This window comes from Curtobacterium sp. MCBA15_005 (assembly GCF_001864855.1).
Classification (GTDB): Bacteria; Actinomycetota; Actinomycetes; order Actinomycetales; family Microbacteriaceae; genus Curtobacterium; species Curtobacterium flaccumfaciens.
The window spans coordinates 139,011-160,704 of the sequence record NZ_MJGL01000023.1 but is presented as its reverse complement, the minus strand read 5'-3'; the positions used below and the strand labels follow the sequence as shown (position 1 = coordinate 160,704).

Annotated in this window: 21 protein-coding genes; 6 read left to right on the top strand and 15 right to left on the bottom strand. The window is 71.1% G+C overall.

The genetic code is table 11. From position 1 onward, the window contains the following. Window positions 1–15: 15 nt before the first annotated feature. The 7 genes from BIU89_RS11595 to BIU89_RS11565 form a co-directional block, all read right to left on the bottom strand. Window positions 16–1,677, bottom strand: a complete 1,662-nt coding sequence (locus tag BIU89_RS11595; protein ID WP_071246675.1) for a dipeptide ABC transporter ATP-binding protein — start codon at window positions 1,675–1,677, stop codon at window positions 16–18. Then, a complete protein-coding gene (locus BIU89_RS11590) occupies window positions 1,674–2,207 on the bottom strand; it encodes a GbsR/MarR family transcriptional regulator (protein WP_231495614.1) in 534 nt (177 codons plus the stop codon). The genes BIU89_RS11595 and BIU89_RS11590 overlap by 4 nt, the downstream gene beginning before the upstream one ends. Then, window positions 2,204–3,613 (bottom strand): serine hydrolase, encoded by a 1,410-nt coding sequence (locus BIU89_RS11585; protein WP_071246673.1) that lies wholly within the window; start codon window positions 3,611–3,613, stop codon window positions 2,204–2,206. The genes BIU89_RS11590 and BIU89_RS11585 overlap by 4 nt, the downstream gene beginning before the upstream one ends. Window positions 3,614–3,697: 84 nt before the next feature. Next, window positions 3,698–4,588: an ABC transporter permease gene (locus tag BIU89_RS11580; RefSeq protein ID WP_071246671.1), complete on the bottom strand. Its 891-nt coding sequence runs from the start codon at window positions 4,586–4,588 to the stop codon at window positions 3,698–3,700. Further along, complete coding sequence (locus tag BIU89_RS11575) at window positions 4,585–5,526, bottom strand: ABC transporter permease (RefSeq protein WP_027464675.1); 942 nt, start codon at window positions 5,524–5,526, stop codon at window positions 4,585–4,587. Before BIU89_RS11575 ends, BIU89_RS11580 begins: the two co-directional genes overlap by 4 nt. Beyond that, entirely contained in the window at window positions 5,526–6,929 is a 1,404-nt protein-coding gene (locus BIU89_RS11570; RefSeq protein ID WP_071246669.1) for a M14 family zinc carboxypeptidase, read from the bottom strand. The genes BIU89_RS11575 and BIU89_RS11570 overlap by 1 nt, the downstream gene beginning before the upstream one ends. A 7-nt stretch (window positions 6,930–6,936) precedes the next feature. Continuing rightward, window positions 6,937–8,523 (bottom strand): peptide ABC transporter substrate-binding protein, encoded by a 1,587-nt coding sequence (locus tag BIU89_RS11565; protein ID WP_071246667.1) that lies wholly within the window; start codon window positions 8,521–8,523, stop codon window positions 6,937–6,939. A gap of 179 nt (window positions 8,524–8,702) precedes the next feature. On the opposite strand from BIU89_RS11565, the gene BIU89_RS11560 reads away from it, so the two are divergent. Together BIU89_RS11560 and BIU89_RS11555 are read left to right on the top strand one after the other, a co-directional pair. Next, complete coding sequence (locus tag BIU89_RS11560; protein ID WP_071246664.1) at window positions 8,703–9,356, top strand: FMN-binding negative transcriptional regulator; 654 nt, start codon at window positions 8,703–8,705, stop codon at window positions 9,354–9,356. Continuing rightward, a complete protein-coding gene (locus BIU89_RS11555) occupies window positions 9,353–10,825 on the top strand; it encodes an amidohydrolase (RefSeq protein WP_071246662.1) in 1,473 nt (490 codons plus the stop codon). The genes BIU89_RS11560 and BIU89_RS11555 overlap by 4 nt, the downstream gene beginning before the upstream one ends. Window positions 10,826–10,861: 36 nt before the next feature. Here BIU89_RS11555 and BIU89_RS11550 read toward each other — a convergent pair whose 3' ends face one another. Genes BIU89_RS11550 through BIU89_RS11540 form a run of 3 tightly spaced genes read right to left on the bottom strand, consistent with a single transcriptional unit; the run spans window position 10,862 to window position 13,004 of the window. Continuing rightward, window positions 10,862–11,791 carry an Fpg/Nei family DNA glycosylase gene (locus BIU89_RS11550; RefSeq protein ID WP_071246661.1) on the bottom strand — a complete coding sequence of 310 codons (930 nt, stop codon included), beginning with the start codon at window positions 11,789–11,791 and terminating at the stop codon, window positions 10,862–10,864. 36 nt (window positions 11,792–11,827) lie between these two features. Continuing rightward, the gene (locus BIU89_RS11545; RefSeq protein WP_027464669.1) at window positions 11,828–12,316 is read right to left on the bottom strand and encodes a ribose-5-phosphate isomerase; all 489 of its coding nucleotides are present in this window, start codon (window positions 12,314–12,316) and stop codon (window positions 11,828–11,830) included. Between the two features lie 46 nt (window positions 12,317–12,362). Next, on the bottom strand, window positions 12,363–13,004 hold the full coding sequence (locus BIU89_RS11540; RefSeq protein ID WP_083404325.1) for a helix-turn-helix domain-containing protein: 642 nt from the start codon (window positions 13,002–13,004) through the stop codon (window positions 12,363–12,365). Here BIU89_RS11540 and BIU89_RS11535 point away from each other — a divergent pair. Next, complete coding sequence (locus BIU89_RS11535; RefSeq protein WP_071246657.1) at window positions 13,003–13,521, top strand: GNAT family N-acetyltransferase; 519 nt, start codon at window positions 13,003–13,005, stop codon at window positions 13,519–13,521. The genes BIU89_RS11540 and BIU89_RS11535 overlap by 2 nt on opposite strands. A gap of 10 nt (window positions 13,522–13,531) precedes the next feature. On the opposite strand, the gene BIU89_RS11530 is transcribed toward BIU89_RS11535, so the two are convergent. The 5 genes from BIU89_RS11530 to BIU89_RS11510 form a co-directional block, all read right to left on the bottom strand. Further along, window positions 13,532–14,581, bottom strand: coding sequence for a hypothetical protein (locus BIU89_RS11530; RefSeq protein ID WP_139179006.1), 1,050 nt, complete (start codon window positions 14,579–14,581; stop codon window positions 13,532–13,534). After that, window positions 14,574–15,029 (bottom strand): hypothetical protein, encoded by a 456-nt coding sequence (locus BIU89_RS11525; protein ID WP_071246654.1) that lies wholly within the window; start codon window positions 15,027–15,029, stop codon window positions 14,574–14,576. The genes BIU89_RS11530 and BIU89_RS11525 overlap by 8 nt, the downstream gene beginning before the upstream one ends. Beyond that, window positions 15,026–16,228, bottom strand: coding sequence for a hypothetical protein (locus BIU89_RS11520; RefSeq protein WP_071246651.1), 1,203 nt, complete (start codon window positions 16,226–16,228; stop codon window positions 15,026–15,028). Before BIU89_RS11520 ends, BIU89_RS11525 begins: the two co-directional genes overlap by 4 nt. Continuing rightward, the gene (locus BIU89_RS11515) at window positions 16,225–16,539 is read right to left on the bottom strand and encodes a hypothetical protein (RefSeq protein ID WP_071246649.1); all 315 of its coding nucleotides are present in this window, start codon (window positions 16,537–16,539) and stop codon (window positions 16,225–16,227) included. The genes BIU89_RS11520 and BIU89_RS11515 overlap by 4 nt, the downstream gene beginning before the upstream one ends. A gap of 80 nt (window positions 16,540–16,619) precedes the next feature. Then, window positions 16,620–17,273 carry a mycothiol-dependent nitroreductase Rv2466c family protein gene (locus BIU89_RS11510; RefSeq protein ID WP_368073336.1) on the bottom strand — a complete coding sequence of 218 codons (654 nt, stop codon included), beginning with the start codon at window positions 17,271–17,273 and terminating at the stop codon, window positions 16,620–16,622. Window positions 17,274–17,393: 120 nt separating this feature from the next. On the opposite strand from BIU89_RS11510, the gene pepN reads away from it, so the two are divergent. The 3 genes from pepN (at window position 17,394) to BIU89_RS11495 (ending at window position 21,634) form a co-directional block, all read left to right on the top strand. Further along, window positions 17,394–19,973, top strand: coding sequence for an aminopeptidase N (gene pepN / locus BIU89_RS11505; RefSeq protein WP_071246647.1), 2,580 nt, complete (start codon window positions 17,394–17,396; stop codon window positions 19,971–19,973). 75 nt (window positions 19,974–20,048) lie between these two features. Then, complete coding sequence (locus BIU89_RS11500) at window positions 20,049–21,113, top strand: mechanosensitive ion channel family protein (protein ID WP_071246644.1); 1,065 nt, start codon at window positions 20,049–20,051, stop codon at window positions 21,111–21,113. 59 nt (window positions 21,114–21,172) lie between these two features. Beyond that, the gene (locus tag BIU89_RS11495) at window positions 21,173–21,634 is read left to right on the top strand and encodes a globin (RefSeq protein WP_232749821.1); all 462 of its coding nucleotides are present in this window, start codon (window positions 21,173–21,175) and stop codon (window positions 21,632–21,634) included. The last annotated feature ends 60 nt before the right edge of the window (window positions 21,635–21,694 follow it).

Genomic DNA, 21,694 nt, shown 5'->3' with positions numbered 1-21,694 from the left:
GGACTCCCGCCCGCCTCAGCCCGCGCGGGCCGCCAGACGCTCGGAGCGTCGGCGTGCCTGCTCCCCGGGGTCCGGCACCGGGGCGGCCTGGATGAGCCGTCGTGTGTACGGGTCCTGCGGCGAGCGCAGGATGGCGTCGCGGGTCCCGTGTTCGGCGACCCGGCCGCCGTGCAGCACGACGACCCGGTCGCACAGGGTGTCGACCACGGCGAGGTCGTGCGTGACGAACAGGCACGCGAACCCCAGGCGCTCCTGCAGCTCGCGGAAGACGTCGAGCACGCGGGCCTGCACCGACACGTCGAGCGCACTCGTCGGCTCGTCGGCGATCAGGAGCGCGGGGTCGAGGGCCACCGCTCGGGCGATCGCGACGCGTTGCCGTTGGCCACCGGAGAGTTCGTGCGGGTAGCGCTCGGCGTAGCCGCCGTCGAGACCGACGTCAGCGAGGAGCCGCTCGACCCGCTCCTCGACCTGCACCGCCGGCAGCCGGAGGATCTGGCGGAGCGGCTCGGCGACGGTCTGCCCGACCGTGTACCGGGGGTTGAGCGACCGGAGCGGGTTCTGGAACACCACGCCGACGTGCTGGCGCATCTGCCGGCGGGCGGCTCGTCGTGCGCCGGCGACGTCGGTGCCGTCGACGACCACCGAGCCCGAGGTGATCGGCGCGAGGCCGACCGCGGCCCGGCCGATGGTGGTCTTGCCGCTGCCGGACTCCCCCACCAGGCCGACGATCTCGCCACGGCCGACGGTGAACGACACGTCGTCGACGGCACGGAAGCGCCCGCGCAGGGCGCCGCCGTACTCGACCACGAGGTGCCGGACGTCCAGCACGACGGCCGGGGGCTCCGTGGCGGAGCCGAGCCGGGCCTCCTGGCCGGACCCGGTGCCCATCCGCGGGACCGCAGCGAGGAGTTCCCGCGTGTAGTCGGCGGACGGTGCGGCGAAGACCGCCGCTGCGGTGCCGGTCTCGACGACGCGTCCGCGGCGCATCACGACCACGCGGTCGGCGAGGTCCGCGACGACACCCATGTCGTGGGTGATGAGCAGGATCGCGGTGCCGGTGCGCTCGCGCAGCGCGCGGAGGACGTCGAGCACCTCGGCCTGCACGGTGACGTCGAGGGCGGTCGTCGGCTCGTCCGCGATGAGCAGGTCCGGGTCGGCGGCGAGCGCCATCGCGATCATCACGCGCTGGGCCTGCCCGCCGGAGAGTTCGTGCGGGTACTGGCCCAGGCGGCGTTCGGGTTCGGGGACCTCCACGGCGCGGAGCAGCTCGAGCGAGCGCTCCCGGACGGCGGCGCGGTCGTGCGGGCCGTCGGTGCGTCGGACGGCCTCGGCGAGCTGGAACCCGATGGTGAACACCGGGTTCAGCGCCGCGGACGGGTCCTGGAAGATCATCGACACGCTGCGGCCCCGGACCGACCGGAGGGTGCGCTCGTCGGTGCCGATGACCTCGAGGTCGCCGAGCCGGATGCTCCCCGAGGCGCGCGCACCGTCGGGGGCGATGCCCATCGAGGTCATCGCGGTCATGCTCTTGCCGGAGCCGGACTCCCCCACGACCGCGACGACCTCGCCCCGGGCGACGGTGAACGAGGCGTCGTCGACGGCACGGACGACCTCGCCGTCGACGTCGAAGGTGACGGTGAGGTGCTCGACGGTCAGGACGTCGGTGGTGCCGCTCATGGGGTCTCCGGGGGGTCGGTGTCGTCGCGGGCGGCCTTGAAGGCCTCCCACTCCTCGAGCATCTTGCGGTGGTAGCCCTGCAGCCACTGCATGTAGTCGCGGCCGTTGAGCAGGCGCTCGCGGACCTCGGCGTCCACGTCGCCCGTGCCGGTGCGGCCGGCACCCTCGACGACGGCGAGCCCGCGGCCGATGATGTCGCGCTGCCGGTCGAGGTACTTCCGTTCGCTGGCGAGCCAGGAGCCCCAGACGTCGGCCTCGGCGCGGAAGTAGTGACTGCGCTCGCCGGGGACGATGTGGCGCTTCACGAACCCGGAGTCGACGAGTCGTCGGGTGGCCATCGACACCGACCCCGAGCTGGCACCGAGCGCTGCCTGCAGGTCGGACGACGACGAGTGCGGTGCGCGGGTCATCATCAGGTAGCCGAGCACCCGGGCGTCGGTGAGGGGCATGCCCGCGCCGTCGTTGAGCATCAGGGCGAACTCCTCGACGAAGGCCTGGCGCTCCGGTCCGAGCAGCCGGTCGTCGGTCACGAGGCCAGCCCGGCGGCCACCTCGGGTCGCTCGTCCGGGATCGACCACGGCTCCTGCGACATGCCGCCCCCGCCGCGGATCGCCCGCACAGTGCCGTCCTCGTCGCGCGTGTAGGTGATGTCCTCGTCGACCGAGCCGAAGCGGTTGCCGTGGGTCATCCGCAGGGTGTCGGCGTCGACGACCTCGAGCCGGGTGGGGGTGTCCATCGGTTCGGGGCCGGACGGGTCGACCTCGACGAGCCGGTCACCGATCCGGGCGACGTCGGTGACGCCCCACGGGTTGGCGAAGCGTCCGGTGAAGGCGGCGGTGTCGACGTCGTCGGGCACCGGGGTCCCCGGGGCGTCGGCGTCGGCCGCTGCGTCGAGCATGGCGATGACCGCGGTGGCGATGAGCGTGGCGGGTCCGGCGGCGGCACTGGTGAGCACGGACACGACGAGCCCGGACGCCGGGTCGAACATCGACTGGGTGATGTGGCCGGGGAACCCGCCCGAGTGGCCGCGGATCTCCCGTCCGCCGATCCGGTCGACGATGAAACCGGCACCGTAGCCGCGGGCCGCGGGGTCGTCGGTGGCGCTCCAGGCCTTCCGCTGCGCGAGGCGCTTGGAGTGGTCGTCGAGCAGGGTTCCCTGCCCGATCACGTGCTGCGAGAAGTAGCGGACCAGGTCGGACGCGGTGCCGTGGAAGCCGGTGGCGGCGGCCATCGCGCGGGTGTCGACGTGGTCGATGCGCTGCCGGTGCCTGGCGGTGTGGAAGCCGGTGTACCCGACCACGAAGTCGTCGGCGCGTGCAGGGTCCCAGTCGGGGCCGGTGTTCCGCAAGCCCAGGGGTTCGGTGATCGACTCGCGCACGAAGTCGTTGTACGACTGGCCGGACACCGCGGCGATGACCAGGCCGAGCAGCGAGTAGCCGAGGTTCGAGTAGTTGAACGACGAGCCGGTCGGCACCTTCTGGCCCCGGTCGAGCACGAGCGCCAGGAGTTCCTGCTCGTCGGGGAACGGGCGGAGCAGGGACCAGTAGTCGCCGTCGTGTCCGTCGCGGATGACGCCGGCACCCATCTCCATGAGCTCGCGCAGGGTGGCGTCGGCGAGCGGGGAGCCACCGTCGACCAGTGCGGGGACGTACGTGCCGACGGTGTCGTCGAGCCGGAGCGACCCGCGCTCGGCGAGCTGCAGCAGGGCCGTCGCGGTGAAGGTCTTCGAGTGCGAGGCGATGCGGAACAGGTCGGTGGTGGTCAAGCGGCGCCCGGCCTCGACGTCGGCGTAGCCCCAGGCCTCGTCGAACAGGACCTCGCCGCCGAAGCCGACGGCGACCTGCACGCCGGGCACCCGCAGCTGCCACACCTTGTACGACACCCACTCACGGATGTAGGGCAGGGTCTTCCGGTACGCGGAGAGGGTGTCGGTCACGGTGGTCCTTTCGAAGAGCGGTGGTTCGAGTCTGGCGCGTCGGTCGCGACGGTGCCCGCCGCGACGCGGCGTGTGCCGTGCCGGTCAGCGCCGACGCGGGTCGAGTGCGGCGCGCAACGTGTCGCCGAGCGCGATGACGGCGAGCACGGTCACGGCGAGGAACGCCGCCGGGGCGATGAGCATGTGCGGGGCCCGGAGGAACTGCGACGTCGCCGCGGACAGCTGCAGCCCCCACGAGATCGCCGGACGCTCCAGCCCGATGCCGAGGTAGGTCAGCGACGACTCGGACACGATGACCCCGCCGACGGTGATGGTGGCGAGCACGAGCAGCGGCGAGATCGACGACGGCAGCACGTACCGGGTGGTGATCCGCCACGTCGACAACCCCATCGTCCGGGCGGCGAGCACGAACTCGGCGCCCCGGACGCTGCGGACGCTCGACCGCACGAGCCGGGCCATCGTCGGCCACCCGAACAGGGCGAGCACGAGCGACACGGTGAGCACCGACCGCTCCCCCACGCTGTTCAGCACGACGACGGCGCCGAGCAGGAACGGGAACCCGAGGAACACGTCGGTGAGCCGGGCGAGGACGGCGTCCACCCACCCGCCGACCATGCCCGCGACGGTCCCGACGACGACCGCGACCATGCCGGCGAGCAGGGTCGTGAGCACCGCGACGGCGATCGACGACCGGGTGCCCCAGACGACGTTCGCGTACACGTCGCAGCCCTGCAGGTCGAAGCCGAACGGGTGCCCGGCGGTCGGTGACGCCCCGCTCCGGCCGAGGTCGCACACCCGCGGGTCGCCGTGGCCGAACAGGCCGGCGAACAGCTGCGGGAACGCCGCGATGAGCAGGACCACCACGAGCACCGACGCGGGCACCCAGAACCCCGGCGTCCGTGCGGCGGCGAGCAGTGGCCGGCGCCGGACCCCGACGACGGGTTCGACGGTGGCGCCGAGGGCTTCGGTGGTCATCGGGAGGCTCCTGTCCGGACGCGCGGGTCGAGGGCGGCGTGCAGCAGGTCGACGAGCACGCTCGTGACGAGGAACACCAGGATGAGGGCGGTCGAGATGCCGACGACGACGGCACCCTCGTGCGAGCGGATGCCCTGGAACAGCAGGTTCCCGACGCCCGGCAGGTTGAAGATGCCCTCGATGATGACGGTGCCGCCCATCAGGTACCCGAGGTCGGTCGCCAGGTAGGTCGCGGTGGGGATGAGCGAGTTCCGCAGCACGTGCACACCCACGATCCGGCCCGGCGCGAGCCCCTTGGCGCGGGCTGTCCGCACGTAGTCGGCGTCGAGTGTCTCGATCATCGACGTCCGGGTGAGCCGGGACACCGCGGCCAGGCCGAACAGGGCGATCACGAACGCCGGCAGGACGTACGCGGTCGGCCACCCGGCGGTGACGCCCGCGACCGGGAACCAGTGCAGCCGCACCGAGAACACCAGCTGCAGGGCCACACCGAGCACGAACACGGGGACCGCGCCGACGACGATGGTGCCGACGAGCACCGTCTTGTCCAGCACGGTGCCGCGCCTGAGTGCCGAGACCACGCCGAGCCCGATGCCGAGGACGATCTCGAGCGCCCAGGCGCTCAGCGCCAGCGTGATCGTCACGGGCCACCGCGAGGCCATCTGCTCGCCCACGGACTGCCCGTTGAAGTCGGTGCCGAAGTCACCCCGGAACAGGCCGCCCAGGTACTGCACGTACTGCAGCCACAGCGGCTGGTCCAGGTGGTACTCCGCCCGCAGCGCCCGCACGACCGAGTCGGTGAGGGGGCGCTCGCCGCCGAGCGCCTTGATCGGGTCGCCGGGCAGCGCGAACGTCATCGCGTAGATCAGGAAGGTCACCCCGAGGAACACGATGACCAGGCCGCCGAGTCGGCGACCGACGGCGAGCGTCGGACGCATCACGCGCCTCCCGAGACGGTCGCCGACACCGGACGGGAGGCGCGGGTCGGGTCCGCCACGTGCGCCGCGCAGGCGAGGATCGCCCCGTACTGCACGCCCACGAGCTTCCCCACCGGGATCGGCTGCGCACCCGTCGACGCGTCCGCCTGCCAGTGCGCGTACCGCTCGGCCAGGCGGTCGCGGAGCCGCCGGAGCGGCGCGGACGCCGTGCCGGCGGTCGTCTCCGCCTCGACGGCACGCAGGAGCATGCCGCCGTAGCGCAGGCGGAAGCAGCGGACGAGGTCCTCGCAGCCGAAGCGCTCCGCGACGGTGGCCGTGCGGTCGGCCGGTTCCCGCTCGGCCCGGCGGCGGTCGGTGTCCGCGATCCCGGCGAGCATCGGCACGAACGCCCGGGAGGCCTCGACGAACGGGGACGGGATCGTGAGCATCGGCGATGCCTCGTCGAGGAACGCCTGCAGTTCCGTACCCGAGGCACCCAGCTCGTCCGCGCACCGGCGCAGCAGGTCGGCGTACGGCTCGTCGGTCGAGGTCGGGTCGTCGGCGTCGGGGTGGCTCCAGTACGGCAGCTCGGCCACCATGCAGAGGGCCCCGTGCCGCATCGCCCACGCCGCGCTCGATCCGCCGTGGATGTGCTCGCCGGGGTCGACGCCGAGCTCCTCGAGGTAGGCGTACGCCGTCTCGATGCCGTCCATCGCGAACACCGCCGGGGCGAGCTCCCGCAGGTACGGCGACTCCGGCTCCCCGGTGTCGAGCGGCAGCCCGAGTGCGGCCGGCACCGCGTGCAGGGTGTCGACGACGGCGGGCAGGTCCTCGGACAGGTAGTAGTAGACACCGCCCATCTCGCCGTTGTGCAGGCTCACGAGCAGGTCCGGCTCGGTGTCGTCGATGAGCCGCATGAACGCGAGCGTCTCGGGCAGCACCTGGTCGAAGTACACCGACTTGTAGCTGTTCGGGAACGTCCACTCGACCTGGCTGTCCGGGGCCGGCCGGTAGAAGTGCCGCGAGTAGAAGACCCGGTCGTGCGGGTCGTGGAACCACGCCTCGTTGAGCCGCATGCCGTCCGGGTCGATCGTCGGGACGATGTGCCAGGTGACGTCGAGCCCGGCCACCCGCTCGTCACCGAGGGCCGTCTCGGCGAGGTGCAGCGCCGTCCACGAACCGATCGGCTCGTTCGGGTGCACCCCGCCGACCACGACGGCCGCGTGCGACCCGGTGCCGATGCGGTAGCTGTGCAGGGGTTCGCCGAGGCGGCTCGTGCCGATCCGGGTGACCGTGACCCGGTCCGGGTGCGCCGCGGCGAGCGCGGCGAGCGCGGCGAACCGGGCGTGCAGGTCGTCGACGAGCGGGAAGCCGTCGCGGTCGGGGACGTCGCGGACCAGGTCGAGGACGGTGTGCTGCTCCATGCCCGCCCTACTTCACGGCGATCTGCGCGATCACGGGGCTGCCCGCCACCGCCGGCAGCTTCGCGATCTTGTCGCTCGTGACGTACGAGTACTTGTCGAAGAAGGTCGGGACGATCGGGAAGTCCTGCAGGACCGCCTCCTGCGTCTTCGTGTAGTACCCGTTCGCCTCGTCCTGGGACCCGGCCGCGTCGGCCTTCGCGAGCAGCGAGTCGACGTCGTCGGACTGGTAGTAGCCGGTGCACGGAGAGCAGCCGCCGGCCGTGGTGAACAGCGCGCGGAGCGTGTTCTGCTGGCTGATGTACAGCGCGCCCCAGTGGCCGAAGTGCGGGCCGGCGACGGTCTTGTCCGTGAGCTCCGAGTAGTAGGACGCCCAGTCGGTGGTGGCCTTCGCCTCGGCGTCGACGCCCAGGTTCTGCCGGATCTGGTTGGCGTACGCCTCGTACAGGGAGTCGAGGCCGGTGCCGCCCGGGTAGACGAGCGTCATGGTGCCGTCGAACCCGCCGGCGCTGGCGAGGAGCTTCTTCGCCGCTGCCGGGTCGAACTCGCAGGCGTCGCCGCAGATGCCCTCCTCGGTGCCGGACATCGACGGTGGGGTCAGCGCGGTGGCCGGGTCGTACAGGCCGCCGTAGATCGCTTCGTTGACCTCGTCACGGTCGATCGACATCGAGATCGCGCGGCGCACGTCGGGGTCGGAGTACCGGTCGTCCCACAGCGGGAACCCGAGGTAGTCGATGCCGGGGGCGTCGAAGGAGTGCAGGCGGTCGCCGAAGTCGGCCTTCGCGCTCGTCATCTTGTCGGTCGGCAGGAACAGCACGTCGGCGTTGCCGGCCAGGACGTCGGTGTACGCGGTGTTCATGTCGGAGTAGCTGCGGAAGGTCACCTCGTCGGTGGCGGGCTTCGTGCCCTCGTAGCCCTTCCAGGCCGTGACGGTGAACTCCTGGTCCGCCTTCCACGCCTTCGTCATCTCGTACGGGCCGTTGCCGATCGGCTTCTTGTCGTACGCCTTCAGGTCGTCGTACGCGGCCTCGGGCATCGGGTAGAACGCCGTCTGGGCCTGGCTGAGCTGCAGGGGGAACTGGCTGTCCGCGTGGGTGAGCGTGACCGTGAAGGTGTCCTTGCCGGTGACCTTGAGTCCCGACATCTCCTTGGTCTCCGGGGTGCCCTTCGCCGGGTTGAGGTCGGTGTACCCGACGATCCCGGCGAGCTGACCGCTGTTCTCCCACGCGTTCGGGCCGTAAGCGACGTGGTTCCAGGCCTTCACGTAGCTCTCCGGCGTGACGGCCTCGCCGTTCTGGAACGTCCAGCCGTCCCGCAACGTGATCGTCCAGGTGGTGGCGTCGTCGCTCTCGACGCTCTTCGCCGCGACGTCGTGCAGGTCACCGTCGGCGTCGGTCTGGGTCAGCGGCGCGAAGACGCTCATCACCTGGTCGAAGGCCACGGTCTGCCGGCCCGGGGTCAGGTGGTCTGGTTCGCCGGTCGCGTAGACCAGGCTCGAGGGAGCGTCGTCGTCGGCCGCGCCGCCCGCCGAACAGCCGGTCGCCACCAGTGCCAAGGTTGCCGCCGCGGCCAGCGCGGCGATCGTCCTGCGTCGCATGATCTCTCCTCGATCGGGTGCGGCCGGATCCCTGCCCGGTCGTCGTGGTGGGAAAGCTAGGACGGTTCGAATCCCGACCACAAGACTTCTTTCAATGCGCTCTGAGAGTTTTACCGCGCAGAAACACTGACGAAACGACACCCGTCGCGCGACCGGGCCCGTTGTGCCACGCTCGGAACATGCGCCACACACCGCACTTCCTGATGACCGACGTCGACGAGGTCCGACGCCTCATCACCGGGAACCCGTGGGCGACCATCGTGTCCCACACCGAGGCCGGGCTGGTCGCCTCGCACTACCCGGTGCTGCTCGAGACCCCCGGCCCCGACGACGACCCGGACGCCCTCGTCCTGGTGTCCCACGTCGGCCGTCCCGACGAGGTCGCGCACGAACTCGGACAGCACGAGGTCCTCGTCGTGTTCCAGGGGCCGCACGGCTACGTCTCCCCTGCCTGGTACCCGCCGGAGCAGTTCGTGCCCACCTGGAACCACGTCACCGCCCACGTCTGGGGCACCCCCGAGATCCTGTCCGACGACGAGAACTTCCGGGTCCTCGGCGAACTCGTCGACCACTTCGAGCGGGTCATGCCCTCGCCGGTGTCGTTGCAGATCGACGAGGAGACCGCCCGCCGGATGGCCAAGGGCACCGTCGGCATCCGGATCCGCGTCACCCGGGTCGACGCCCGCGCCAAGCTCTCGCAGAACAAGGCCCCCGAGGTGGTCGACCGCATCGTCGCCGGGCTGCGGGGCGACGGCCCCTACGCGTCGCCGGCGCTCGCCGACGAGATGGAGCGAGCGCACGCTGCGCGTGTCGACGACCTGGAGGAACGGTGAGCGAGATCCTGCTGCGCACCGTCCGCAGAGTGGGCACCTCCGGGGCCCCTGCCGACGTCCGCGTCGTCGACGGCCGGGTCACCGAGATCGCGCCGACCGGCACGCTCGACCCCACGAGCGTCGACACCGACGTGGTCGAGGCCGTCGGCGCCTGGCTCGGCCCGGGGCTCCGCGACCACCACACGCACTTCGACCAGTGGGCGCTCGTCCGCCGCCGTGTCGACGTCACCGGCTGCGACTCCGCCGAGGCGACCGCCGACCTGCTCGCCGCCGTCGCGCGGGCGGGCGTGGCGGACCGCGTCCTGGTCGGACACGGCTACCGCGACGGGATGTGGCCGCGCCCGGCACGACGCGAGCTGCTCGACCGTGCCGCACCGGGCCTCCCGGTCGTCGTGATCAGCGCGGACCTGCACGCGGTGTGGTGCAACGCCCTCGCGCTCGCGCACTTCTCGGCTGCTGTCGGCCGCCCGCTCGAGGCGGGCGAGGACGGGGTGCTGCGCGAGCAGGACGCGTTCGACGTGACCGGTGCGCTGTCGCAGGTGCCGGACGACCTGCTCGACGCCTACGTGGCGGATGCTGCCGAGGCCGCGGCGGCCCGCGGGGTGACGGGCGTGGTCGACCTCGAGATGCGCTTCGGGCTCGACCGCTGGCGCCGCCGGATCCACGCAGGCACCGACGCGATCCGGGTCGCGTCCGGGGTGTACCCGGCCGAGCTCGACGAGGCCATCGCCCGGGGGCTGCAGACCGGCGACGTGGTCGACGGCACGCGGGGCCTGCTCACGATGGGGCCGTTCAAGGTGGTCACCGACGGGTCGCTCGGCACCCGGACCGCCGCCATGGCCGACGGCTCCGGCGTGCTCGCCTGGCCGTTCGAGGAGCTCGTCGCGATCACCCGCCGTGCCGTCGACGCCGGATTCGTCCCCGCGATCCACGCGATCGGCGACCGTGCGAACACCCTGGCGCTCGACGTCTTCGAGACCGTCGGGGCCCGCGGCACGATCGAGCACGCGCAGTTGCTCGTCGACACCGACGTCGACCGGTTCGCCCGGCTCGGGGTCGCCGCGTCCGTGCAGCCCGAACACGCCATGGACGACCGGGACATCGCCGACCGGCACTGGGCCGGGCACACCGACCGGGCCTTCGCCTTCGCGTCGCTCGCCCGGGCCGGAGCGTGCCTGCTGCTCGGGTCGGACGCTCCGGTGGCGCCGCTCGACCCGTGGGTGTCGATGGCGGCGGCCGTCGGACGGGACCGCGACGGGCGGGACCCGTGGCACCCGGCCGAACGGCTCTCGGCGCTCGTCGCCTGGCAGGGGTCGACCGACGGGCGGGTCGGGGTGTCCGTCGGCGACGTGGCGGACCTGGTGCTCGTCGAGTCCGATCCGCTCGCCGCGTCGTCGTCCGTCGCACTGCGCGGCATGCGGGTGCTCGGGACGGCCGTGGCCGGGCGGTTCACGTACCGGGAGCTGTGACCAGGAGGGCGGGCGGCTGCGTCTGTGCCCCGTGGGCTACTTCTGGTCCTTCGGGCACCAGTAGAGCTTCCGGCCGGCCATGTCGGCCATCCGGATCTCGGTGCCGCACACCCGGCAGGGCTCGCCCTGCCGGTGGTAGACCCAGTGCCGGTCCTTGCGGGAGCGCAGGGCCTTCTTGTGGTCGGCCTCGGACAGGTCGTCCATCGTCATCATCAGGCCGTCGCGGACGCCGTCGTGGAGCAGCTTCGACCAGTCGGCCCAGAGCGCCTTGGCCTGCTTGACGGTGATCTTCTTGCCGGGCTTGTACGGGTCGATGCGCTGCCGGAACAGCAGCTCGGCGCGGTAGATGTTGCCGATGCCGGCCACGACGGACTGGTCCATGAGCAGCTGCCCGATCGCGACGTTCCGACGGCGGACGTTGTCGACGAAGGTCTTCTCTGCCTCGGGCCCGTCGTCGTTCATCGGGTCGGGGCCGAGCTTGTCGAGCGCGCGCTGCACCTCGGCCGGGGTCTCCACCACGCACGCCGTCGGGCCGCGCAGGTCGGCGACGGTGTCCTCGGTGAGGATCCGCACCCGGACCTGGCCCACCGGGTCCGGCGGGAAGGACTCGATCGGGTCCTCCGCCTTCTCCTGCTCGGCCATCCGGTAGCGGGCGAGCCGCGGTGCGCCGATCGAGCTGAGCGACTCTTCGCGGTCGTCGTCGTCGGACAGCGCCTCGGCGGTGGAGATCACGCCCGCGAAGTCCCATGCCCCGTACAGCCCGAGGTGGACGCGGAGGAACAGGTCGCCCTCGAACTCCAGGAACATCTGCTTCGCCACCGCACGCGCGGCGATCATGCGCTTGCCGTCGAGCTGTGCGGCCCCGGCGGCGAAGCGCCCCTGGGGGCTCGACACCTCGCAGCGCTTGCCGACGAAGTGCCGGGTGAACTGGTTGGCGATGCGGTGGACGGAGTGACCCTCGGGCATGACTACCGTTCTACCCGGTACCCCTGACGGGCCGGACTACGCGTCGATCTGGCGGCCGGCGATCAGCCCGGTGGTCTCGTACTCGGCGAGCTGGGCGATGCGGCGGGCGTGGCGCTCCTCGCCGGAGAACGGCTCTGCGATGAACAGGTCGACGAACCGGATCGCCTCGTCCTCGGTGTGCTGGCGTGCGCCGATGGAGATGACGTTGGCGTCGTTGTGCTGACGGGCGAGCAGCGCGGTCGACTCGTTCCACACGAGCGCGGCACGGATGCCCTCGACCTTGTTGGCAGCGATCTGCTCACCGTTGCCGGAACCACCGAAGACGACACCGAGCGCCTGGACACCGGCGCGCTGGTCCTGCACCACGGCGTGCGCGGCGTTGATGCAGAACGAGGGGTAGTCGTCGAGCGCGTCGTACTCGGTCGGACCGTGGTCCACCACCTCGTGCCCGGCTTCGGTCAGGTGGGTTGCGAGGGTCTTGTTGAACTCGAGGCCGGCGTGGTCCGTTCCGAGGTGGATGCGCATGGAACCGATCATATTCCTGCGGCTCCGGGGCCCGGACCACCACGGACTACGGCGCACGGACCACCACGACGAGGTACCGGGTGGGGTCCTCACCCGAGTTGCGGTAGACGACGTCGGCGGGGTCGCCGAGCTCGATCCGGTCCCCCGCCGCCAGGCGCGTCGGCTCGCCGCCGACGACGACCTCGAGCACGCCGTCGACCACCCAGATGCAGTGCCGCAGGAACGCGTAGGCGGACGCCGGGTAGGCCACCTCGCGGCCGGCCGGGAGGCGCACCTCGGTGACGTCGGCGGGGAACGTCGCGCTCGAGACCGGACGGCGGCGGTACCCGGTGTCGGGATCGGTCCAGGAATCGGCGGTCGCGCCGCGCTGGACCCCGCGCGCCTCGTCGGGGTCCGTCACCCTGGGCACCTCGTGCTCCAGGGCATCATCGAGGAGCTGCGAGATCGTCAGGCCGAAGGCACCGGACAGACGACCGAGGATCGTCGCGGTGGGGCTGGAGACCCCGCGCTCGACGCGGTTGATCATCGCGCGGGAGACGCCGGACTCCTCGGCGAGCTCGGTGAGGCTCCACTTCCGCTCGGTGCGGAGCCGCTGGAGGCGTTCACCGAGCTCCCGCTGCTCGGCGACCGAGGCGTCGTCGGCCCCGGTTGCGGGATCGGGGCGCTCGTCGTCTACGATGTGAGACATGACGACAGCATATGCGACGAATGGGGTCGTGATCCGCGACTGCACACCGGCCGACCTCGACGTCGTGCACGCCCTGCACGTCGATGCCGTCCTGCACTCCACCGCCATCTGGCAGGAGACCCCACACCCGCGTGCGTACTTCGACGGGTGGCTCGCCGAACGGCAGGGCGGCGGGTACCCGGTGGTCGTCGCCGAGGTCGACGGCACCGTGGCCGGGTACGCCACGTACTCCCAGTGGCGGCCGCACCAGGGGTACCGGCTGACCGTCGAGCACAGCGTCTACGTGGTCGAGACGTTCCGCGGCCGGGGCATCGCGACCACTCTGATGGCCGAGTTGGTCGCGCGCGCCACCGCCGAGGGGCGGCACGTCATGATGGCCGGGATCTGCAGCACCAACACCGGGTCGATCGCCCTGCACGAACGCCTGGGGTTCACCACGGTCGCGGTCGTCCCCGAGGTCGGACGCAAGTTCGACCGCTGGCTCGACCTGACGATGATGCGGCTGCCGCTCGTCTGACCGTCGCCGGTCAGTCCGTGCCCGGCATCGGGACGTCCAGGGGCGGTGGCGACGGTCGGAACGGCGGCGCGATGTCACCGTGCGCGATCGGACGGTGGTCGGCGAACCAGGAGTACGCGACCACTTCGTCGGCTTCGGCCGGACTCTCGTCGAGGCAGTCGTTGCACCGCGCGTGCCAGCCGGCCTCGTCGTGCCAACGGTGTGGATGGCCCTTGGCGACCCAGTCCGGCGACCACTTCACGTCGAAGGCGTACACGATCTCAGCGGCGATCCCCCACGCGAGGTTCTTGAGTGCATCGTCGCCGATGCCCTTGTCCCACGAGAGCCAGCCGTTGCGGAGTTCCTCGAAGACGTTGTCCGCGAGCAGCTCGTGGTTCTTGTCGTCCCACGCGTCGCCCTGCGAACGGACGACCACCGCCGGCTTGCTCGCGGGGACGCTCTGGCGAACCTCGCTCGGTTCGGCGGTCCCGTCCGCCTCGGCGCCGTGCGTCCGTGCGAACCGCTCGCCGTCCGTCGTGTTCATCAGCCAGACGGAGTTCGCCAGGTCACCGTCGGACTCACCGGCGGCGGGCGCGCTGACGTAGCGACCCCGGACGGTCGCGATCTGCTCGGCAGCAGTCCGCTCGGGTTCGACGAACGCGAGTTCGGATCCTGCTCTGACGAACATCCCGCTCGTCAGGAGCCCCCGACGGAGGCCGATCTCGACGGACCGCAGCGCCATCGCCCGGGCTCGGGTGGCGTCGGGTTCGTGATCGGTCCGCACCATGCGGTGCAGCGCGCGGAGGTCGGTCGCACAACCGTTCCGGTTGAACTCCGTCAGCTCGAGGAGCAGCTGTTCCTCGGGCGTCCGGGGCGCCGGCTCGGCGCTCGGTGTCGGGCCGTCGTCGTGCCGGACACTGCGCCGCTGGACCCGGGGGTCCTCCGCATCAGCGGGCGGGACGACGTCGATGTACGACTCGTGCCCGGGGAGTGGTTCCCGCATCGCGGCGATCGAGCCGTCCGGCATCGCGCGGACTTCTTCGGCAGGGAACGGGACGTACTCAAGGCCGGCGTCAGACAACGATCTCGTCCCCGTGCGGCTCGATGACGTTGCCGTCGGCGTCCCAGATGTCCCGGAACATCTGTCCTCCGTGCTCCCACGGGTCGACTCCTACGGCTTCGCGCCGAGCCGCCTCCGAGTCGAACATGCGGCGACCGCGCTCAGTCGAGGTGGCGTAGAGATTCCACACCGTGTCCGAACGGCCGTAGCGTGCCGCTGCTCGCGAGAGCAGTTCGTCGACGGTACCGCGCCAGTTGGTCCACACGCCGCGGCCTTGCTCATCCGCCTCGATCGAACCAAGACCGATGAGGTCGGCCGTGAGGAGTTGACGAACGTATCCGAGCACTCGGCCTTCCACTTGGTCCTCTGACTCATGGGTTCGGTACGCGATTCCGGTGTGCCAGCCGTAGAGGTCGTCCCCGAGGTCGTCGGACACCGCCGCGAGGAGGCGGTAAGTCAGTTCGTTCATCGTGCGTCCTCTGGTAGTTCGTGGCGTGGAGAGTTCTTGGGGAAATGGATCTTGTAATGGACGTCCTTCCCGGCGTTGATCTCGATGGTCGGCCCACCCGATCCGCTGTCCGGCCGCCATTGCACTCGAGATCCATCCGGGAGTTCGACAGAGGTGGAATCGGGAGCACCGCCGCTCATCGGCTTGCCCCCACGGGTGAGCTCTTTCCAGATGTCGACGAGCTCCTCCGGCGTGTCGACCTCGCCGACTGGCTTCATCTTCGGCACCCGGCCGTACTTCCGCGCGTGCTCGATGGCTTCCGCCCCGGTCATCGGCCCGACCACGTCCGTCATGATCCCGGCGCCACCCGCGACCTCGCGGGGCTTACCCGTGAGCGGATCGTGCGTCCAGGCCCACGCGTCCTGGTCGGCCTGCGCCATACGCTGCCGCATGGCATCGGCCGGGGTCTGCTGCTTCGTGTCCCCACTGAGGCCGAACAGGATGCCCAGCAACCCGAGCGCCGACAGTCCGCCGACGGCGCTGCCGGTACCGGCAGCGGTCCCACCAGCAGCGCCGAGCCACGGCCACGGGAACTGGAAGGGCGTGGACGGGAAGCCCGGAAGCGGCATCGGCGCCACGAGGCTCGCGGTGCGCACGTCGGTCTCATCCCCGGCGAGGCCGGCGGTCGAGTCACCGCCGGTGATGGCCCGGATCTGCGAAGCGAGTCGCCGCTGCCAGTCTCGCCACTGTTCGTTCCAGTCCGAGACCGCCGCCCGGAGCGTCGCGTCCTCGGCAGCGAGGCCGGGGATCTTGTCCCACGACGTGCTCGAGTCCGGCGGCTCGGGCAACGCGGCGTCGTGACGTTCGACCGCGGCGTGGAGCCCGCCGGCGAACGACGCGATCCGCTCGACCAGTGCGGCCCGTCGCATCTGGAGCTCGGCGAAGTCGAAGGACGCCCGATCGACGACTTCGTGCAGGCGCTCGGCGCTCTCGGCGAGCTCGGTCGCGACGGCGGTCGACCGGTGGGTCATGGCGGGCATCGCTGCGCTGACGCCGGCCATCTCGAACACCGCCGGCATGGTGGACCAGGAGTGCTCTCCGTCCGATGCGGCGCTCCGCACATCGCCGGAGGCATGTCGGAGGTCATCGGCGGCGGCCAGTACGGCACCCATGTCGAAACGTATCTCGTCGAGCGACGCCGCCGAGACCACGCCGCTCATCCCTGCACCGCGTGATCGGCGGTGCTCGCCATCTGACCGTCCGCTTCGTCGACGGCGGCGAGCGCGATCGTCCCAACCGCGCTGACCGCCTGGAGGTGCTTGCCGATCCTCGACGCTGTCTCGGTGCGCCCCGACGCGAACGACCGCAGCGCCGCTGCGATCTCCGGCGATCCGCTCGCCGCTTCGGCGAGCGCTCGCGTGACCTCGTCCGCACGTCGGCTCACGCCGGATGCCGCCGTGCGCACGTTCGCCACGGTCCTCGCGGACGCCGCGCGGTCGACGCGGTACGACTCCCCCATGCGGATCCCCATCCCCTGATACTTCACCGGCCGGAAGCGACCGTAGCAGGGACTGGAGGCGCGGTGCCAGCCCGCGCCGCGCCTCCAGTCCGTCAGTCCGTGGTGTCGAAGATCGGACCGACGGTGCGGGACCGCTTCAGCTCGAAGAAGGCGGGGACCTTCGCGACGGCGACGACGCCGTCCCACAGGTCGAGCGCCTCCTGGCCCTTGGGCGCCGGGGAGATGACCGGTCCGAAGAACGCGGTGCCCTCGACGGCGATGACCGGCGTGCCGACGTCCTGTCCGACGCGGTCGATGCCGTCCTGGTGGCTGGCACGCACGGCGGCGTCGACCTCGTCGGTCCAGGCGTACTCGAGCAGGTCGGCGTCCAGGCCGAGCTCCGCGAGCACGGCGGGGACGACCTGCTCGGGGTCGGACTCCTGGCGGTGGTGGATGTGCTCGCCGAGGGCGTCGTACAGCGGCTTCACGACGTCCTGGCCGAGCCGGAGCTTCGCCGCCGTGACGATGCGCGGGTAGACCTGGCCGGCGTACAGGCGCTCCTTGTAGCTGTCCGGCACGTCCTGGTCCTCGTTGAGGACGAACAGGCTCATCACCTTCCACGTCACGTCGAGGTCACGGTGCTCGGCGACCTCGCCCACCCAGCGGCTCGTCATCCAGGCCCACGGGCAGTTCGGGTCGAACCAGAATTCCACGGCGGTGCGCTCGGTGGTGGGGTCGGTCGGGTTGTCCACAGTCGTCTCGGTCACGATCCGAGCGTACGCGGCGTCGCTAGGCTGGAACCCATCGTCCCGCCGGCGCACGACGCCGTCCGGGGCCCCGTACGCGGACACCGATCGTCCGCGTCCCCAGCGAAGATGGAGCGTTGCGTGCCCGGAGAGAACCTCACCCGAATCGAAGCCCAGGAGCGCGCGGCCGTCGTCGCCGTGCAGACGTACGACGTCGAGCTCGACCTGACCCGCGGCGCCGACAGCTTCGGCAGCACCACGCGGGTGCGCTTCACCGCCACCGCCGGCGCATCGACCTTCATCGACGCCATCACGAAGACCGTGCACTCGATCACGCTGAACGGCACGGCGCTCGACGTCGCCGCGGTGAACGACGGCGTGCGCATCCGGCTCGACGACCTGCAGGAGCAGAACGAGCTCGTGGTCGTCAGCGACGCGCTGTACACGAACACCGGTGAAGGCCTGCACCGCTTCGTCGACCCGGTGGACGACGAGGTGTACCTGTACTCCCAGTTCGAGGTCCCCGACTCCCGCCGCATGTTCGCGGTGTTCGAGCAGCCCGACCTGAAGGCCGAGTTCTCCTTCACCGTGACGGCGCCGTCGCGGTGGCAGGTCGTCTCGAACTCCCCGACTCCGGAGCCGCACGTCGACGGCGACGTCGCGACCTGGGCCTTCCCGCCCACCGCGCGCATCTCGAGCTACATCACCGCGCTCGTCGCCGGCCCGTACGAGGTCGTGCGCGACGAGCTGACCAGCCGCGACGGCCGGACGATCCCGCTCGGTGTGTTCGCGCGCAAGTCGCTCGCCTCGTACCTCGACCCCGAGTACGTGTTCGACATCACGAAGAAGGGCTTCGCGTACTTCGAGGAGAAGTTCGACGTCGCCTACCCCTTCGACAAGTACGACCAGCTGTTCGTGCCGGAGTTCAACGCGGGTGCCATGGAGAACGCCGGCGCGGTCACCTTCACCGAGACCTACGTGTTCCGGTCGAAGGTCACCGACGCCATCAAGGAGCGCCGGGTCGTCACGATCCTGCACGAGCTCGCCCACATGTGGTTCGGCGACCTGGTCACCATGAAGTGGTGGAACGACCTGTGGCTCAACGAGTCCTTCGCCGAGTGGGCCTCCACGATCGCCACGGCCGAGGCCACCGAGTGGACCGAGGCCTGGACCACGTTCCAGGCGATGGAGAAGTCCTGGGCCTACCGCCAGGACCAGCTCCCCTCGACGCACCCGATCGTCGCGACGATCAACGACCTCGAAGACGTCCAGGTCAACTTCGACGGCATCACCTACGCGAAGGGCGGCTCGGTCCTCAAGCAGCTCGTCGCCTGGGTCGGCATCGACGCGTTCTTCGCGGGTGTCTCCGCCTACTTCAAGAAGCACCACCACTCGAACACCGAGCTCCGCGACCTGCTCGTCGAGCTCGAGGCGACGAGCGGCCGTGAGCTGACCGAGTGGTCGAAGCTCTGGCTCGAGACCGCGGGCGTCAACACCCTGCGTCCCGAGATCGAGACCGACGAGTCCGGTGTCATCACGTCGTTCACCGTCCTGCAGGAAGCCCCCGCCGACTACCCGACGCTGCGCCCGCACCGTCTGGCGATCGGCGTGTACGCCTTCCGGAACGACGAGTCCGCGCCGTTCGGTGCTGACACGGCCTCGGCCGGCGGCAAGCTCGAGCGGGTCCATCGCGTCGAGATCGACGTCGACGGTGCCCGCACCGAGGTGCCCGAGCTCGTCGGCGTCCAGCGCGGCGACCTCGTGCTGCTGAACGACGACGACCTGGCCTACGCCAAGATCCGTCTCGACGAGCAGTCCCGGCGCACCGCGATCGAGCACCTCGCGTCGATCGCGAACCCGCTCGCCCGCTCGATCGTCTGGGGTTCCGTGTGGGACGCCACGCGCGACGCCGAATCCCCGGCCAGCGACTACGTCCGCCTCGTGCTGGGCAACATCGCGACCGAGACCGAGTCGACGACCATCCGCACGACGCTCTCGCAGCTGCTGCTCACCGCACGCAACTACGTGGCACCGGCCTCGGTCGAGGCCACGGTCCGCACCGTCGGCGACACGCTCTGGCAGCTCGCGTCCTCGGCCGAGGCCGGCTCGGACGCGCAGTTCCAGTTCGTGAAGTTCTTCGCGCAGATCCCGTCCACGCCCGAGCACGTCGCGACCCTGCAGGGTCTCCGCGACGGATCGGTCACGCTCCAGGGCCTCGAGATCGACACGGACCTGCGCTGGGAGCTGCTCGAGGGCCTCGTGCTCGCGGGTGCTGCGGACAACGCCGAGATCGACGCCGAGCTCGCCGCGGACAAGACCGCGTCGGGCGAGCAGGCCGCGGCCCGCGCCCGGGCGACGATCCCCACGGCCGAGGGCAAGCTGGCGGCGTTCTCGTCGCTGGTCGACTCGTCCGAGCTGCCGAACGCCATCGTGCGCCAGACCACGGTCGGGTTCCAGCACGTGAACAGCCCGGTGCTGCTCGAGGGCCTCGTGCCGAAGTACTTCGAGGTGCTCACGCGCATCTGGGCCGAGCGCAGCTACCACATGGCGGACACCATCGTCTCGGGCCTCTACCCGGCGCCGCTCGCGTCGGCCGAGCTCCGTGACGCCGCCGCCGCGTGGCTCGAGGAGCACCCGGAGACGCCGGCGCTGCGCCGCATCGTGTCCGAGAGCCTCGCGGGCACCGAACGCGCGCTCCGGGTCCAGGCAGCCGACGCCTGACCCCTGCGCTGATCCGGCGGGGTCTTGGTGTTCCTCCAGGGACGCCGAGGCCCCGCCGCTTAGCATCGACCGGATATGAACCTGGCTGCAGACTCCACCGACGTCCCGAAGTGGGCCTCCAACACCTTCACCCAGTTCGTCGACGCGTGGCACATCCCGATCACGATTGTCATCACGGTCCTCGCGGCGATCCTCGTGCGCGTGTTCCTGCGGCGCATGATCAAGCAGGTCGTCGACCGGGTCGTGAACGGCGTCAAGAAGCGCCAGGGCGCTGAGGACACGCAGGCGCTCATCGCCTCGCCCGTGCAGACCGCCCGGGTCGTGCAGCGGACCCGGACGCTGGGCAGTGTGCTCGAGAACCTGGCGACGGTCATCGTCGTCGTCATCGCGCTGGCGATCATCATCCCGGTCGCGATCCCGGACGCCGCGGTCGGCATCGTCGGTGGCGCGTCCCTCGTCGCCGCCGGTCTCGCCGTCGGCGCCCAGTCGATCGTCAAGGACCTGCTGTCCGGCGTCTTCATGATCCTCGAGGACCAGGCCGGCGTCGGTGACGTCGTCGACACCGGCCAGGCCACGGGCGTCGTCGAGAACGTCGGGCTGCGCGTCATGCAGATCCGCGACGTGAACGGGATCCTGTGGTTCGTGCCGAACGGCCAGATCCTGCGCGTCGGCAACCTGTCGCAGGGCTGGTCGCGCGTGCTCGTCGACATCACCGTGCCCTACGACACCGACATCGACGCCGTGCAGGACGCCCTGCTCAAGGCCGCCGTCACGATGTCGCAGGAGTCCCGCTGGCGGCAGCGGATCGTCGAGAAGCCCGAGATCTGGGGGCTGCAGTCGATCACCGACGCCGGCATGGTCTTCCGCCTGGTCGTGAAGACCCGCGCGTCCGAGCTCGACGTCGTCGGCCGGGAGCTCCGCACCCGCCTGAAGCACGCCGTCGACGAACTCGGCATCACCCTGCCCGCGATGGCGATGATCATGCCCGAGGGCTGGGAGAACGCCACCTCGATCAACGGCCTGCGCACCGTCCGGACCCAGCCGACGCCGGCACCCACCAAACCCCGGCGGACCAAGCGCAACATCCTCGGGCAGCCGATCCGCACGGACGACCCCGACAGCGGGAAGGACCCCCGATGACCGACCCCACACCCCCGAGCGGCGGCACGGGCGGGCCCGGAGCGCGTGGCTCGCTCGGCATGCCCGGCTCCCCCAGCATGCCCGGCTCGGTCGGCGTCCCGGCGCAGCCGATCACCCTGCGCGTCGGCGAGCACGGCGCCTCGGCCACGGGGTCGCTGTACGAGCGGATCGGCGGTGCCCCCACCTTCGACCGGCTCGTCCGGCGCTTCTACGAGGGCGTGCAGCAGGACGAGGTCATCTGGCCGATGTACCCGGCCGACGACCTCGAGGGTGCGATCTGGCGCCTCTCCGCCTTCCTGCAGCAGTACTGGGGCGGCCCGGGCACCTACAGCGAACAGCGCGGGCACCCCCGCCTGCGGATGCGGCACAACCCGTTCCGGATCACCTCCGAGGCCCGGGAACGCTGGCTCCACCACATGCACGACGCGGTCGAGTCGCTCGAGCTCGCGCCCCTCGACGAAGCCGAGCTCTGGGGCTACCTCGACCGCGCCGCCCACGCGATGACGAACACCTTCGACTGACGCGCGCCGGCGCGACGCCGACGCGGTGGACACCGCCCGTGGCGGACGGGAGGCCCGTGG

Excerpts from the sequence above, each read along its gene's own strand:
- BIU89_RS11580 (WP_071246671.1), bottom strand. The coding sequence starts at position 4,588 with ATGACCACCGAAGCCCTCGGCGCCACCGTCGAACCCGTCGTCGGGGTC.
- BIU89_RS11595 (WP_071246675.1), bottom strand. The coding sequence starts at position 1,677 with ATGAGCGGCACCACCGACGTCCTGACCGTCGAGCACCTCACCGTCACC.
- BIU89_RS11545 (WP_027464669.1), bottom strand. The coding sequence starts at position 12,316 with ATGCGCATCCACCTCGGAACGGACCACGCCGGCCTCGAGTTCAACAAG.
- BIU89_RS11575 (WP_027464675.1), bottom strand. The coding sequence starts at position 5,526 with ATGCGTCCGACGCTCGCCGTCGGTCGCCGACTCGGCGGCCTGGTCATC.
- BIU89_RS11515 (WP_071246649.1), bottom strand. The coding sequence starts at position 16,539 with ATGGGGATCCGCATGGGGGAGTCGTACCGCGTCGACCGCGCGGCGTCC.
- BIU89_RS11535 (WP_071246657.1), top strand. The coding sequence starts at position 13,003 with ATGACGACAGCATATGCGACGAATGGGGTCGTGATCCGCGACTGCACA.
- BIU89_RS11520 (WP_071246651.1), bottom strand. The coding sequence starts at position 16,228 with ATGAGCGGCGTGGTCTCGGCGGCGTCGCTCGACGAGATACGTTTCGAC.
- BIU89_RS11560 (WP_071246664.1), top strand. The coding sequence starts at position 8,703 with ATGCGCCACACACCGCACTTCCTGATGACCGACGTCGACGAGGTCCGA.
- BIU89_RS11540 (WP_083404325.1), bottom strand. The coding sequence starts at position 13,004 with ATGTCTCACATCGTAGACGACGAGCGCCCCGATCCCGCAACCGGGGCC.
- BIU89_RS11500 (WP_071246644.1), top strand. The coding sequence starts at position 20,049 with ATGAACCTGGCTGCAGACTCCACCGACGTCCCGAAGTGGGCCTCCAAC.
- BIU89_RS11565 (WP_071246667.1), bottom strand. The coding sequence starts at position 8,523 with ATGCGACGCAGGACGATCGCCGCGCTGGCCGCGGCGGCAACCTTGGCA.
- BIU89_RS11495 (WP_232749821.1), top strand. The coding sequence starts at position 21,173 with ATGCCCGGCTCCCCCAGCATGCCCGGCTCGGTCGGCGTCCCGGCGCAG.
- BIU89_RS11525 (WP_071246654.1), bottom strand. The coding sequence starts at position 15,029 with ATGAACGAACTGACTTACCGCCTCCTCGCGGCGGTGTCCGACGACCTC.
- BIU89_RS11550 (WP_071246661.1), bottom strand. The coding sequence starts at position 11,791 with ATGCCCGAGGGTCACTCCGTCCACCGCATCGCCAACCAGTTCACCCGG.
- BIU89_RS11570 (WP_071246669.1), bottom strand. The coding sequence starts at position 6,929 with ATGGAGCAGCACACCGTCCTCGACCTGGTCCGCGACGTCCCCGACCGC.